Below are 14,175 nucleotides of genomic sequence, written 5' to 3' on the forward strand. Positions count from 1 at the left end.
GATGAAAACAATTGACCAATGTGATTTCAAGGATAAGAAAGCTTTAGTAAGAGTTGATTTTAACGTCCCTCTGGATAAAGATTTTAATATCACAGATGATAAAAGAATGCGTGCCGCATTACCAACGATCACTAAAATCTTGAATGACGGTGGATCTGTGATTTTAATGTCACACCTGGGCCGTCCAAAAGGAGGTCCTGATAATCAATTCTCGCTGAAACACATTTTAGGTGATTTATCAAGAATGCTTGATCTTGAAGTGAAATTTGCTGATGATTGTATCGGTGCTTCGGCAGTTGATAAAGCAAAAAATCTTGTTCCGGGACAGGTATTGCTACTGGAAAATCTTCGTTTCTACAAAGAGGAAGAAAAAGGAGATAAAGATTTCGCAGGTAAACTGGCTAAATTAGGAGATGTATATGTCAATGATGCTTTCGGTACAGCTCACCGTGCTCATGCTTCTACCTCAATCATTGCTGAGTTTTTCCCGACAGAAAAATACTTCGGATACCTGATGGCTGAAGAACTGAAAAATGCAGAGAAAATAAATCATCATGCTGAAAAACCTTTCACTGCTATTATGGGTGGTGCAAAAGTTTCGGATAAAATCCTGTTAATTGAAAGCTTACTGGAAAAAGTTGATAATCTGATTATTGGTGGTGGTATGGCTTATACATTCAGCAAAGCACAGGGTGGCGAAATAGGCACTTCTCTGCTGGAAGCTGATCGTATGGAACTTTGTCTGCAATTGCTGGAAAAAGCAAAATCAAAAGGAGTAAATATAATTTTACCGGTAGATACGGTTATCGCAGATAAATTTGATAATAACGCAGCAAAGAAAAATGTGGATGCTGGTCATATCCCGGCAGACTGGATGGGACTGGATATTGGTCCTAAGTCAGTTGAGCTTTTCTCTGAAATCATTAAAAAATCAAAAACCTTATTATGGAATGGCCCGATGGGAGTTTTTGAAATGGCAAATTTTGAGCAGGGTACACGTGCTGTCGCTAATGCGGTAGTAGCTGCGACAAAAGAAAATGGTGCATTTTCACTGATTGGTGGTGGTGATTCTGCAGCAGCAATTGCCAAGTTTAATCTGGAAGATGAAGTGAGTTATGTCTCAACCGGTGGTGGTGCTTTACTGGAATATATGGAAGGCAAAGAACTCCCTGGCGTAAAGGCAATTAACGGATAAGCCCGAAACCAACAAAATTTCCACAGAATAATTGTCTTTTTTAAAGGCCGCTTTTTAAAGCGGCCTTTTTGCATATATGGTGGTAGAATGTGGAGGATAATTTATGTTGAAAACTTTTTTGTGGTAGATTGTGGTAAAAAGTGGTAGAAGTGTCTATTTTTACACTACATAAAATGTGTAGATACTAAAATGGTTCAACTACTTGGAGAATTTGATTGTAAATTGGATACGAAAGGCCGCATGATGGTCCCGTCGAATCTGAAAAAACAATTGCCAAACGTTGAGCAAGAGGGACTTGTGATAAACAGAGGTTTTGAGAAGCACCTGGTCATCTACCCAAAAAAAGTATGGGAAGGGATAGTGGAAGAGTTGAGTAAACTGAACCAGTACGAGAAAAAAACAAGAGAATTTATCCGGTTTTTTACTCGTGGCGCGACAGAATTGACGCTGGATGCCTCGGGTAGAGTCAATCTTCCGAAGTCATTATTGGAATTTGCAGGTATAGATGGAGAAGTAATTCTGTCTTGTCAGTTTGATAAAATAGAGCTCTGGTCTAAAACTGCATATGACAATTTACTGGATAGTGAGCCGGAAGATTTTGCAAATCTGGCAGAAGAAGTGATGGGAAATAAAAACAGGGGGGAAGATGGAAAATAATTATCATGTACCGGTACTTTTGAAAGAATGTATTGATGGTTTGAATATTAAACCTAACGGTGTGTATGTAGATGTTACTTTTGGCGGAGGTGGTCATTCCAGAGAAATTTTGTCTAAACTGGGGAAAGATGGTGTACTCATCGCTTTTGATCAGGATCCGGACGCACAGAGAAATAAGATTGATGATCCTCGTTTTTTATTTGTTGATCAGAATTTTGCTTTCCTGAAAAATAATCTTCGTTTACTGGGATACAAACAGGTAGATGGTATTCTGGCTGATCTTGGGGTTTCTTCACATCAGTTTAATGAGCCGGAAAGAGGTTTCTCTACAAGATTTGAGTCTTCTCTGGATATGCGGATGGACAAACAGGGTAAGCTTACCGCTGCCGATGTTTTAAATACCTATACGGAAGATAAGCTCCATAAAATATTTGGAATCTATGGGGAGGTTAAAAATGCGAAATCACTGGCCAGAGCGGTCGTAACGTTTCGTGCAGGACAACCTATTGTAACATTGGCTGATTTTAAAACTGCAGCAGGGGCTCATATCCCTAAAGGCAAAGAAAATAAATATATGGCACAGGTGTTCCAGGCTTTGCGGATCGAGGTTAATGCGGAGATCGAAGTGCTGGAGAGCTTTTTATTACAGACTGCTGAGGTCTTAAGTCCGGGCGGCAGGCTGGTCGTGATGTCATATCATTCACTGGAAGACAGACCAGTAAAGAATTTTATTGCTAAAGGTAAAATCAGAGGAGAAGCTGATAAGGACTTTTTTGGCAATGAAGAAAAACCATATAAAGCAATTACACGTAAAGCTGTGATTGCTGAAGAGGACGAGCTGGAAAGAAACAGCAGATCCAGAAGTGCAAAATTGAGAATTGGAGAAAAGATATGAACAACCAGTTCAGAGGAGAAGAAGAGGAAGAAGAAGAATTACTGGAAGAACCAGTAATCCGCTTGAAAAAGCCTAAGAAAGAAAAGGAGACTGAAAGTGCTAATCTTTTCTTTAAAAAGCTTTTTGTAGACGGGGTGGTAAGTAAAGAAGCCGCTACCGCTATGTTGCCTTTTCTGATCTTTTTATCGCTGCTTACGATGCTTTATATCGCAAACAGCCATATGGCGGTTAAAAATATCAGGGATATAGATAAGTTAAATAAGGAAGTAAAAGAACTGAGCTGGGAATATAAGTCACTGAAAGCTGATCTGATGTTCAAAAGTAAATTGACAGAAGTAGCTAAGAAAGTAGATACGTTAGGCATTAAGGAGCTGACAGAGCCTCCTAAAAAAATTATCATAAGTAATGATGAACATTAGAGCTAACATACTATTACGTGTTTATTTGTCCTTCGGACTGATTGTACTGCTTGCCGTGGCAGTAATAGTCAGGTTATGTGATGTACAATTTGTAGAGGGACATAAATGGCGTGCCATGGCCGATAGTCTTTCTACAAAGTATATCAATGTGGATGCTGCACGTGGTAATATTTATTCTAATGATGGAAGCCTGTTAGCTACCTCTGTACCGGAGTATGAACTTCGGATGGACTTATATGCCGGAGGTATAAGTGACAGTAAGATTTTTTATGCCAAAGTGGATTCTCTGGCTATGAAACTTTCTCAGTTTTTTGCGGATAAAACCCCAAAAGAATATTCGCGTATTCTGCGTACTGCCAGGGCAGACAGTGTGAGGTATTTATTGATTAAACGTAAAGTGAATTACCAGGATTTAAAGACTATCCGGACTTTTCCATTATATAATATTGGAAAATATAGTGGTGGTCTGATGGCTATTCAGCAAAATAAAAGGATTTTACCTTTCAAGTCTCTGGCAGCAAGGACTATCGGGTATAAAAATGAAAATGTATCAAACGGTGTAGGGCTGGAAGGTGCCTACGGGAATTATATCAATGGGGAGAGTGGTAAAAGATTAGTACAAAGAATTGCCGGTGGTGTCTGGATGCCGGTAAATGATGAAGCTGAAATTGCGCCTAAAGAAGGATCAGATATTATTTCTACCATCGATATCAATATGCAGGATCTTGCACAAAGTGCATTGGAGAAACAGCTGATTAAAAGTAATGCGGATTATGGTACCGTGATTTTAATGGAAGTTGAAACCGGAGAGGTAAGAGCAGTGGCAAACTTCACCAAAGAAAGTGATGGTGTTTATAAAGAAATGTTCAATTACGCAATAGGCGGAAGTCAGGACCCTGGTTCTACGTTTAAGCTGGCTTCTTACATGGCTTTACTGGAGGACAAAAAAATAGACACCAATACCACTGTAGATACAGGAAACGGTACGTTCAGGATTTTTAACCATACGATAAAAGATTCTCACGGCGGTGTGGGAGTGGTAACCGCAAAAAAAGCATTTGAGGTTTCTGCCAATACAGCGGTCGCCAAGTTTGTTTATGGGGCTTATAAAGATAATCCCTCACAATTTACAGATCATTTATATCGGATACATATGAATGAGCGGCTGGGATTGCAAATTCCTGGTGAGACAAAACCGGTTATTAAGAACCCATCCTATAAATCATGGAGTGGTTTAACCTTGCCGCAAATGGCTTATGGTTATGAAATGCAGATTACCCCGCTGCAAATTTTGACGTTTTATAATGCCATTGCAAATAATGGAAAATATATAGCGCCAATTTTTGTGAAAGAAATCAGAAGATTGGGAAATCCGATTGAACAGTTTCATGCAAGAGTGATTAGCGAGCAGGTTTGTTCTGAAAGTACCTTAAAAAAACTTCATGCAATGCTTGAGGGGGTAGTGACAGAAGGTACTGGTAAACTCATGGGATCTCCATTTTACAGGGTAGCGGGTAAAACTGGTACTGCACAGGTAGCTGATGGAAGAAACGGATATAAGGCTAAGAGGAGTTATCAGTCTTCTTTTTGTGGATACTTTCCGGCTGACAAGCCTAAGTATTCGATTATGGTTTCGGTTAATGGAGCTAAGAACGGATATTATGGCGGAACGGTAGCAGGGCCGGTATTTAAAGAAATTGCAGATCGTATTTATGCAAGCGATATGCAGATGTATAATGATATGACTGACCATCTGGTTGGGAACACTAAAAGTCCGGAAGCGAAAGCCGGACAGAGTAAAGCAGTAAAAAGCGTTTATAATGCCCTGGGAATTAAAGCCCTTTATGCAGCTAAATCTGACTATTTCAATAGTGTGGATACCAGCAACGGGATTGTTTACGAAGAATATAATTCAGTAAAAGGCATGATGCCTAATGTAAGTGGAATGGGGCTGAAAGATGCACTTTACCTTTTAGGAAATGCAGGTCTGAAAACACAGATCAAAGGAAGTGGGAAAGTAATAAGCCAGTCTGTTCCCGCAGGGATGAAGATTGGAAGGGGATTATTGGTACAATTAGAATTGAATTAAGATGCAGTTGCAGGATGTTTTATATGGAGTAGCAATTAAAAACCTGGTTGGAAAAACCAACAGGGTGATTAATGTGCTTACGTTTGACTCACGTGAGGTACAGCAGAATGCTGTGTTTTTTGCCATAAAAGGAACTTTGTCGGACGGACATAAATTTATCGGCCAGACTATTGCTGCAGGGGCAACGGTCATTATTTGTGAAGAGATTCCGGCAGAGGTAAATCCTGCGGTTACTTATATCATTGTGGAAAATTCTTCAGTGGCACTTGGAATTATGGCTTCCAATTTTTACGGAAATCCTTCTTCTGCATTGAAACTGGTTGGTATCACAGGTACAAATGGCAAAACTACCATTGCAACTATTTTATTTAAATTATTCAGAAGTCTTGGTTTTCATACCGGATTGATTTCTACGGTACAGAATCAGGTCAATGATCAGATCATTCCTGCTACACATACTACACCAAATCCATTAGCGCTTAATCAGCTTTTAAAACAGATGGTTGAGCTGGGCTGTACTTACTGCTTTATGGAAGTAAGTTCTCATGCTATGGTTCAGCACAGAATTGAGGGGGTTACTTTTGCTGGTGGTGTTTTTTCAAATATTACACATGATCATCTGGATTTTCATAAAACCTTTGATAATTATATCAGAGCTAAGAAATCCTTTTTTGACATGCTTCCAAAAAATGCTTTTGCTTTAACCAATGCCGATGATAAAAATGGTATGGTTATGCTTCAGAATACTAAGGCAGTGAAAAAGAGTTATGCCTTAAAACAGCTGGCTGATTATAAGGTAAGTATAATTGAGAACAGATTCAGTGGTTTAAATCTTGAAATTGACCATACCGATGTGTTTTTTAAACTGGTAGGGTCATTTAATGCCTATAACCTGGCAGCTGTATACGGTACGGCTATGTTACTTGGACAGGATAAATTAAGTGTATTAACATTGCTGAGTAATCTTACAGGAGCTGAAGGCCGTTTTGAAGAAGTACCAAACACTGCACAGATTATCGGTCTGGTGGATTATGCGCATACCCCTGATGCAGTTCAGAATGTATTAAGTACAATCCATGATATCAGAAAAGGCACTGAACAGGTAATCACTGTAATTGGTTGTGGTGGGGACAGAGATAAAACCAAACGCCCGGTAATGGCTCAGGTAGCCTGTGACTGGAGTGATAAAGTAATCCTGACATCTGATAATCCAAGAACGGAAGATCCGCATCAGATTCTGGCTGAAATGGAAGCCGGTGTATCACCAACCAATAAAAGAAAAACTTTAACTATTGCTGACCGCCGGGAAGCGATTAAAACTGCCTGTCATTTAGCTAAACCAGGGGATATTATCCTTATTGCTGGTAAAGGACATGAAAAGTATCAGGAAATTAATGGAGTAAGATATCATTTTGATGATAAAGAAGTGTTGATGGAACAATTAAACTTAATCAGCTAATGTTATACTATCTGTTTGAATATTTAAATGCACATTACGAATTTCCTGGTTTAAGGTTGTTCCAGTACATTACGTTCCGTACCTCGCTGGCGATTATCATTTCATTGATTATTACAACAGTATATGGAAGAAGGATTATCAATTATCTGCACAAAATGCAGGTTGGTGAAACGGTAAGAAATCTGGGGCTGGAAGGACAAATGCAGAAACAGGGTACTCCAACTATGGGCGGTATTATGATTCTGATGGGGATTCTGATTCCAACTTTATTACTGGCTAACCTGACCAATGTATATGTATTACTGATGATTGTAACCACGATCTGGATGGGTGCGGTTGGTTTTGTAGATGATTATATCAAGGTATTTAAAAAGAATAAAGAAGGGCTTGCAGGCAGATTTAAAATTGTAGGACAGGTTGGTCTGGCATTGATCATAGGCTGGACAATGTACTTCAATCCAAATATTGTGGTTAGGCAGACTGTTGATGAAACAGGGGTAAGCAAAAACACGGCGCCTATGGTACTGAGACAAAAAGGAGAGAAGTTTTATTATACGCAGGATGTAAAGTCTACAATTACCAATATTCCTTTTTATAAAAATAATGAATTTGATTATGCCAAGGTACTGAAGTTTTTAGGCCCTGGATATGAAAAATATGCGGTTTTCGTGTTCATCCTTTTTGTGGTAATTATTATTACGGCAGTTTCGAACGGAGCGAATTTGACCGATGGAATAGACGGCCTGGCAACGGGTACATCCGCTATTATAGGGATTACCCTGGGTTTACTGGCCTATGTATCGGGTAATACGGTTATCGCAGATTATCTGAATATCCTGTATATCCCCAATTCTGGTGAGCTCATGATTTTTGCCGGTGCCTTTGTAGGTGCGTGTGTCGGATTTTTATGGTATAACTCTTATCCTGCACAGGTTTTTATGGGAGATACCGGAAGTCTGGCCATCGGCGGTATAATCGCTGCACTGGCTATTATGATCAGAAAAGAATTGCTGATCCCGATTTTATGTGGTGTATTCCTGATTGAGGTGACTTCAGTGATGCTGCAGGTATCTTATTTTAAATACACTAAAAAGCGCTTTGGTGAAGGCAAAAGGATATTCCTGATGTCGCCATTGCATCATCATTATCAGAAAAAAGGCTACCATGAAGCGAAAATTGTGACCCGCTTCTGGATTGTAGGAATATTGTTGGCTATTATCACCATAATCACTTTAAAACTGAGATAATGGAAAAGCAGAGAATCGTCATACTTGGAGCTGGAGAAAGCGGCGTAGGGGCAGCAATACTTGCACAAAAGCAGGGTTTTGATGTCTTTGTCTCGGATTTTGGAGCAATTGCTGAACGTTATAAAGAAACGCTGGTAGAACTGAATATTGCATTTGAAGAGAAGCAACATACAGTAGCGAGTATTATTAATGCAAATGAAGTTATTAAGAGCCCCGGGATTGCAGATTCAGTTGCGATTATCAGAGAACTGAAAAAGAAAAATATTCCGGTTATCTCAGAGATTGAGTTTGCCAAAAGATATACTACAGCAAAGACTATTTGTATTACCGGATCTAATGGTAAAACTACAACTACGATGCTGACTTATCATATCCTTAAAAAAGCTGGCCTGAACGTCGGTCTGGCAGGAAATATAGGACATAGTTTCGCTGCACAGGTTGCGACAGAGAGTTTTGACTGGTATGTACTGGAAATATCAAGCTTTATGCTGGACGATATGTATGAATTCAGGGCTGATATCGCTGTACTATTAAACATTACGCCTGACCATCTGGACAGGTACGATTACAAAATGACAAATTACGCAGCATCCAAAATGCGTATAGTACAGAATCAGAGACCTGAAGATCATTTTATCTTTTGTGCCGATGATGATGAAACCCTTAAGGTATTGAAAAGTACCAAGGTGAATTCACAGAAATGCCCATTCTCTATTCGTAAAAAGATAGAAGGCGGTGCCTATCTGGAAGGTAACAATATTCATATCAATGTAAATCCAAAAGACAATTTAACCATGTCAATTTCAGAGTTAGCTTTACAAGGCAAGCATAATATCTACAACTCTATGGCTTCGGGCATAGTCGCAAAAGTGTTGGACATCCGCAATGCGACTATCAGAGAGAGTATGGGGGATATTAAAAATATTGAACACCGGTTGGAGCATGTCGCTAAGATTTCTGGTGTGGATTATATCAATGATTCCAAGGCGACAAATGTCAATTCTACCTGGTATGCACTTGAAAGTGTAAATACTGATGTGATCCTGATTATGGGTGGGGTTGATAAAGGAAATGATTATGATATGTTAAAAGACCTGGTGAAGCAAAAAGTGAAAGCTATTGTTTGTCTGGGAAAAAATAATAAGCGTATTCATGAAGCTTTTGAAGATGATGTTGAGGTTATTGTCAACACATTTTCTGCACATGAAGCTGTACAGGTAGCTTATCATCTGGCAACAAAAGGGAATACCGTATTGTTGTCACCTGCCTGCGCTAGTTTTGATTTGTTTAAGAATTATGAGGATCGTGGAAACCAATTTAAAATGGCTGTAAAAGAATTGTAAAATGGGTACGGTACAAGCGCTGTTAGAGAAAACCAAAGGGGACCGCTGGATATGGCTTATCATAATCCTGTTGTCTCTGATTTCTATTTTTGCGGTTTATAGTGCAACTGGAACACTTGCTTATAAACAGGGTAAAACTGTAGAGAAAATTCTGCTCACCAAACATTTGATTTTTGTGGTGATGGGGATTGGTATGATCTATATTGCGCATTTGGTGGACTATAAATATTATGCGGGAATTTCAAAGATCCTTATGATTATTACGATTCCGCTATTGTTTTATACCCTGGTTTTCGGAGCCAGCCTGAATGATGCTTCCAGATGGGTTAAAATACCTATTATCGGATTGACCTTTCAGACTTCAGATTTAGCTAAACTGGCATTGATTACGTTTCTGGCCAGAATGCTGACCAAGAAACAGGAAAATATTAAAGACGTAAAGACCTCATTTATCCCGATTATGGGCTCTGTTTGTGTGGTTTTCGTATTGATTGCATTAGCCAATTTGTCAACAGCACTGATGTTGTTCGGGGTAAGTATATTATTGCTGATTATCGGCCGGATCAGTATCAAGCAGATTATGATTGTTTGTGCGGGTGGTTTTGTCCTGCTGATGTTTGTGTTTTTTCTGGGGCCGAGACGGGAGACTTACAAATCCCGTATCAATTCTTATATGCATCCTGAGAAGCAGCATTCTGACAAAACATTTCAGGCTGATCAGTCTAAGATAGCACTGGCTTCTGGTGGTGTTTTTGGGAAAGGACCTGGAAATAGTACGCAGCGTAACTTCCTGCCTCACCCTTATTCGGATTTTATCTTTGCGATTATCGTAGAGGAATATGGTTTGTTTGGGGCACTGATCATTATCGTTCTGTACCTGGTGCTGCTCTACCGCTGTGTCAGGATAGTCACCCAGAGTCCGAAGGCTTTTGGTGCACTGCTCGCTGCAGGTTTAAGTTTTAGTCTGACCATACAGGCCTTTGCAAATATGGCTGTAGCAGTAGGACTGGGGCCGGTAACCGGTGTTCCTTTACCATTGGTAAGTATGGGTGGTACTTCGATGATTTTTACAAGTATCGCTTTTGGAATTATCCTGAGTGTGAGCAGAGACGTAGAAGAAAATGGCAAAAAAGGGCTTAGTGAAGATATCACTAAACCAGAAAGTAAAATGAATAAAGTTATTGTTGGTGAGTTACCGGCAATGACATAACAGATATAAAATGAGACCAACAAGAGTAATTATTTCAGGAGGCGGTACTGGCGGACATATCTTTCCGGCCATTGCTATAGCTAATGCGCTAAAACGCATAGAGCCTGATTGTGAAATATTATTTGTAGGTGCACTGGGCAGAATGGAAATGGAAAAAGTTCCTGCTGCCGGTTACAAAATTGTAGGATTAAATATCAGTGGAATACAAAGGGGATCTATACTTAAAAATCTGAGTTTACCCTTTAAACTGATAGACAGTATGCAAAAGGCTTTGAAGCTGATTTCAACTTTCAAACCTGATGTAGTAGTAGGAGTTGGTGGTTATGCTTCAGGGCCGGTATTATTTGCTGCTTCCTGGAAAAAAATCCCATACCTGATACAGGAACAGAATTCCTATGCTGGTATGACCAACAAAAGACTGGGGAAAAAGGCTTCTAAAATTTGTGTCGCGTTTGATGGGATGGACAGGTTTTTCCCTGCTGACAGAGTTATGAAAACTGGTAACCCGGTTCGTAAAGATGTTATAGATATCTATAATAAGCGTTTCCATGGTGCAGAACTGCTTAAACTGGATCCGCTAAAGAAAACTGTTTTAGTGACAGGCGGAAGTCTGGGCGCTGCAACATTAAATAAAAGTATAGAAAAGCATTTGCAGGATTTTATAGACCAGGATGTACAGTTGATCTGGCAAACGGGTAAATATTATTATGCAGGTATTACCGGACGTATCGGACTTGATTTTCATCCAAACATCCGCGTGCTTGAGTTTTTAAATCAGATGGATCTGGCTTACGCAGCTGCTGATGTGATTATTTCGAGGGCAGGTGCGGGAACAATTGCTGAACTCTGTCTGATTAAGAAACCGGTAATTCTGGTGCCTTCTCCAAATGTGGCAGAAGATCATCAGACTAAGAATGCAATGGCTTTAGTGAAAAGAAATGCTGCTTTGTTAATTAATGATCGCTCTGCTGAGGATACACTGGTAAAGCAGGCGCTTGATTTATTAAAAGATAGTGCAAAGTGTGAAGAGTTATCTGCGAATATTGGCGAAATGGCATTGCCGGAAGCAGATGTGCTGATCGCTGATGAGGTATTTAAATTAGTAGTAAAGAAAGATATATAAATGGAACTGGATCTGATCAAACGCGTTTATTTTATTGGTGCCGGTGGTATCGGAATGAGTGCGCTTGCGCGTTACTTTAAAAAACGTGGCTGCCTGGTAGGCGGATATGATAAAACAAGTACTGTTTTGACCCGGACACTCGAAGAGGAAGGGATATTGATTTCTTATACCGATGAAGCGAGTTCATTACCTGCTGATTTTGAAATACCGGCAAGTGATTTACTGATTGTTTATACGCCGGCAATTCCGGCAAATGCAGTGCTGCTGAATTATTTCAGGGATAATGGCTTCAACTTAAAGAAAAGATCTCAGGTACTGGGAATAATCAGTAAGGGACAGTTTTGTATTGCTGTTGCCGGCACACATGGTAAAACAACAACTTCTTCTATTGTTGCACACATTCTGACCGATAGTGGTTATGGATGTACTGCATTTTTAGGCGGGATTGCTACAAATTATCAAAGTAATTTTCTGCTTGGTGACAATCATGTAGTGGTCGTGGAAGCGGATGAATATGATCGTTCTTTTTTGACTCTGCATCCGGACATTGCAGTAATTACTTCAATGGATGCGGATCATCTGGATATTTATGGTGATGCAGAACAATTGCATGAATCCTTTCATTTGTTTGCACAGCAGCTGAAAACCGGTGGCGTTTTATTCTTTAAGAAAGGCTTACCGCTCAATGGTGGGATAACTTATGGGGTCGATATAAATGCAGAGGTTCAGGCGCTCCATATCAGGGTAGAAGAAGGAAATTTTGTGTTTGATTATAAAGACCAGGATGTAAGTATTACTAATATACCATTGATGCTGCCTGGAAAACATAACATAGAGAATGCTATAGTGGCTATGGCGGCTGCACTGAAACTGGGTATAGATCCTGAAAAAGTGAAAGCGGCTATTGCAAGTTTCAAAGGGGTAAAAAGACGCTTTGAATATGTTGTCCGTGAGGATAAGCACATCTATATTGATGACTATGCGCATCATCCTGAAGAATTGCGTGCCTGTTTTGATGCCGTAAGACAATTGTATCCGGATAAAAAGATGACGGTTGTTTTTCAGCCACACCTTTTTAGCCGTACACGTGACTTTGCAGATGATTTTGCAAAGGTTTTAAGTACTGCTGATGAATTACTGCTGCTGGATATTTATCCTGCCAGAGAGTTGCCAATGGAAGGTATTGATGCCGAATTTTTAAGAGCAAAACTTACGCTGAAAAACAGTAAGGTTTATCAAAAAGAAGAAGTACTGGCGTATGTAAAAGAAACTCAGCCTGAATTACTGGTTACGGTAGGGGCTGGTGATATAGATACTTTGATTCAACCGTTAAAAAATATTTTGACCAATGCTTAAAAGGATCGACTGGAAGTTTGTGTTTAAGTGTTTTGCCTGGATAGTTTGTCTTGGCGGAATAGTTACTCTAATGAGCTTTGTGTCGATAAAAAAGAATACCGTTACTTGTACTAATATTAAAATTCTTATCCCCGGGGCAGATAATTTTATCGAGAGAGAAGAAATTGATGCGATATTGAAACAGAATGAAGGACAGCTGATCGGACGTAAACTGGAGGGGATAAACCTGCATGCTATTGAAGAAAAAATTAAGTCTAATCCTTATATCGCAATGTCTACAGTTTATGCGGATATGGATGGAGTTATTCATATAGAAATTAGTCAGAGACAACCTTTATTAAGAATTATCAGCGCCAGTGGTCAGGATTTTTATATTGATAAGAATGGATTGAAAATGCCTGTGTCTGTGAACTTTACAGCAAATGTTGTAGTGGCGAACGGGCATATTCTGGAGCACTTTAGTGGCAAAGTAGATACACTGATCACCAAGATGGCTTCGGATTTATATAAAACGGCATTGTTTTTGAAAAAAGATACACTTTGGGACTCACAAATTGAGCAAATATTTGTTAATGACAGGGATGATATAGAATTGATACCAAGGGTAGGTAATCAGCGTATCATTTTAGGTAATGCGGATTCTCTTCAAACGAAAATGACCAACCTGCTGACCTTCTATAAAGAGGCGATGCCAAAGGTAGGCTGGGATACCTATAAAACCATAAACATCAAATACACCAATCAGATTGTTTGTGAAAAAAACAACATGGATTCCATATTGGGGTTAACCGGCAGAGCTAAACCTGCAAAACCAACTATAGCATCAGCCAAGAAAGTCATGGATTCTCTGGTGAGGGCTGAAGTAGAAGCAGAACTTCGTAATAATCCGGAGACGTCTGAGGTAAGTGTTCCGGCAGTTAAAAAAATAACACCTGCTTCGGTTAAGCCAGTGCACAAAACGGGGAACACGGTTGCACATAAACCGGTAAAAGTAACACCGAAAGCGGTAAAAACTGTAGTTAAACCAGTAACAGATAAAAGTAAACAACAAAAAGCTGCGCCGGTAAAACCGGTAGCTGCAAAAGCTACGGCAAAACCAGTAAAAGACACACATAAAACGGTTAAACCTCCGGCTCCCTGATACCGGGAAGGAAGATAACCACCAAATGATAAATAAGATAC

Annotated in this window: 12 protein-coding genes; all 12 read left to right on the top strand. The window is 39.6% G+C overall.

The annotated features are described in order from the left end of the window. The first annotated feature begins 1 nt into the window (after position 1). The 12 genes from PL_RS20490 to PL_RS20545 all read left to right on the top strand — a co-directional run bounded on the left by PL_RS20490 (position 2) and on the right by PL_RS20545 (position 14,134). Entirely contained in the window at positions 2 to 1,195 is a 1,194-nt protein-coding gene (locus PL_RS20490) for a phosphoglycerate kinase (RefSeq protein ID WP_041883309.1), read from the top strand. Positions 1,196 to 1,384: 189 nt separating this feature from the next. Continuing rightward, entirely contained in the window at positions 1,385 to 1,852 is a 468-nt protein-coding gene (gene mraZ, locus PL_RS20495; RefSeq protein WP_041883311.1) for a division/cell wall cluster transcriptional repressor MraZ, read from the top strand. Beyond that, positions 1,842 to 2,747: a 16S rRNA (cytosine(1402)-N(4))-methyltransferase RsmH gene (rsmH, locus tag PL_RS20500; protein ID WP_041883312.1), complete on the top strand. Its 906-nt coding sequence runs from the start codon at positions 1,842 to 1,844 to the stop codon at positions 2,745 to 2,747. The genes mraZ and rsmH overlap by 11 nt, the downstream gene beginning before the upstream one ends. Next, positions 2,744 to 3,166, top strand: a complete 423-nt coding sequence (locus tag PL_RS20505) for an FtsL-like putative cell division protein (RefSeq protein WP_348620262.1) — start codon at positions 2,744 to 2,746, stop codon at positions 3,164 to 3,166. The genes rsmH and PL_RS20505 overlap by 4 nt, the downstream gene beginning before the upstream one ends. Beyond that, positions 3,156 to 5,255 carry a penicillin-binding protein gene (locus PL_RS20510; protein ID WP_041883352.1) on the top strand — a complete coding sequence of 700 codons (2,100 nt, stop codon included), beginning with the start codon at positions 3,156 to 3,158 and terminating at the stop codon, positions 5,253 to 5,255. Before PL_RS20505 ends, PL_RS20510 begins: the two co-directional genes overlap by 11 nt. A gap of 1 nt (position 5,256) precedes the next feature. Continuing rightward, the gene (locus PL_RS20515) at positions 5,257 to 6,714 is read left to right on the top strand and encodes a UDP-N-acetylmuramoyl-L-alanyl-D-glutamate--2,6-diaminopimelate ligase (RefSeq protein WP_041883314.1); all 1,458 of its coding nucleotides are present in this window, start codon (positions 5,257 to 5,259) and stop codon (positions 6,712 to 6,714) included. Further along, positions 6,714 to 7,961 (top strand): phospho-N-acetylmuramoyl-pentapeptide-transferase, encoded by a 1,248-nt coding sequence (gene mraY / locus PL_RS20520; protein WP_041883316.1) that lies wholly within the window; start codon positions 6,714 to 6,716, stop codon positions 7,959 to 7,961. Before PL_RS20515 ends, mraY begins: the two co-directional genes overlap by 1 nt. Beyond that, on the top strand, positions 7,961 to 9,304 hold the full coding sequence (gene murD / locus PL_RS20525) for a UDP-N-acetylmuramoyl-L-alanine--D-glutamate ligase (protein WP_041883317.1): 1,344 nt from the start codon (positions 7,961 to 7,963) through the stop codon (positions 9,302 to 9,304). The genes mraY and murD overlap by 1 nt, the downstream gene beginning before the upstream one ends. 1 nt (position 9,305) lies before the next feature. Further along, positions 9,306 to 10,514, top strand: a complete 1,209-nt coding sequence (locus PL_RS20530; RefSeq protein ID WP_041883318.1) for an FtsW/RodA/SpoVE family cell cycle protein — start codon at positions 9,306 to 9,308, stop codon at positions 10,512 to 10,514. Positions 10,515 to 10,524: 10 nt separating this feature from the next. Beyond that, a complete protein-coding gene (gene murG / locus PL_RS20535) occupies positions 10,525 to 11,637 on the top strand; it encodes an undecaprenyldiphospho-muramoylpentapeptide beta-N-acetylglucosaminyltransferase (RefSeq protein ID WP_041883319.1) in 1,113 nt (370 codons plus the stop codon). After that, on the top strand, positions 11,638 to 12,993 hold the full coding sequence (murC, locus tag PL_RS20540; protein WP_041883321.1) for a UDP-N-acetylmuramate--L-alanine ligase: 1,356 nt from the start codon (positions 11,638 to 11,640) through the stop codon (positions 12,991 to 12,993). It abuts the gene before it with no gap. Further along, positions 12,986 to 14,134: a cell division protein FtsQ gene (locus PL_RS20545; RefSeq protein ID WP_052496400.1), complete on the top strand. Its 1,149-nt coding sequence runs from the start codon at positions 12,986 to 12,988 to the stop codon at positions 14,132 to 14,134. The genes murC and PL_RS20545 overlap by 8 nt, the downstream gene beginning before the upstream one ends. Positions 14,135 to 14,175: the final 41 nt, after the last annotated feature.

It is taken from the genome of Pedobacter lusitanus (assembly GCF_040026395.1).
GTDB lineage: Bacteria > Bacteroidota > Bacteroidia > Sphingobacteriales > Sphingobacteriaceae > Pedobacter > Pedobacter lusitanus.

Excerpts from the sequence above, each read along its gene's own strand:
- rsmH (WP_041883312.1), top strand. The coding sequence starts at position 1,842 with ATGGAAAATAATTATCATGTACCGGTACTTTTGAAAGAATGTATTGAT.
- murG (WP_041883319.1), top strand. The coding sequence starts at position 10,525 with ATGAGACCAACAAGAGTAATTATTTCAGGAGGCGGTACTGGCGGACAT.
- murD (WP_041883317.1), top strand. The coding sequence starts at position 7,961 with ATGGAAAAGCAGAGAATCGTCATACTTGGAGCTGGAGAAAGCGGCGTA.
- PL_RS20505 (WP_348620262.1), top strand. The coding sequence starts at position 2,744 with ATGAACAACCAGTTCAGAGGAGAAGAAGAGGAAGAAGAAGAATTACTG.
- mraZ (WP_041883311.1), top strand. The coding sequence starts at position 1,385 with ATGGTTCAACTACTTGGAGAATTTGATTGTAAATTGGATACGAAAGGC.
- PL_RS20545 (WP_052496400.1), top strand. The coding sequence starts at position 12,986 with ATGCTTAAAAGGATCGACTGGAAGTTTGTGTTTAAGTGTTTTGCCTGG.
- mraY (WP_041883316.1), top strand. The coding sequence starts at position 6,714 with ATGTTATACTATCTGTTTGAATATTTAAATGCACATTACGAATTTCCT.
- PL_RS20490 (WP_041883309.1), top strand. The coding sequence starts at position 2 with ATGAAAACAATTGACCAATGTGATTTCAAGGATAAGAAAGCTTTAGTA.
- PL_RS20510 (WP_041883352.1), top strand. The coding sequence starts at position 3,156 with ATGAACATTAGAGCTAACATACTATTACGTGTTTATTTGTCCTTCGGA.
- murC (WP_041883321.1), top strand. The coding sequence starts at position 11,638 with ATGGAACTGGATCTGATCAAACGCGTTTATTTTATTGGTGCCGGTGGT.
- PL_RS20515 (WP_041883314.1), top strand. The coding sequence starts at position 5,257 with ATGCAGTTGCAGGATGTTTTATATGGAGTAGCAATTAAAAACCTGGTT.
- PL_RS20530 (WP_041883318.1), top strand. The coding sequence starts at position 9,306 with ATGGGTACGGTACAAGCGCTGTTAGAGAAAACCAAAGGGGACCGCTGG.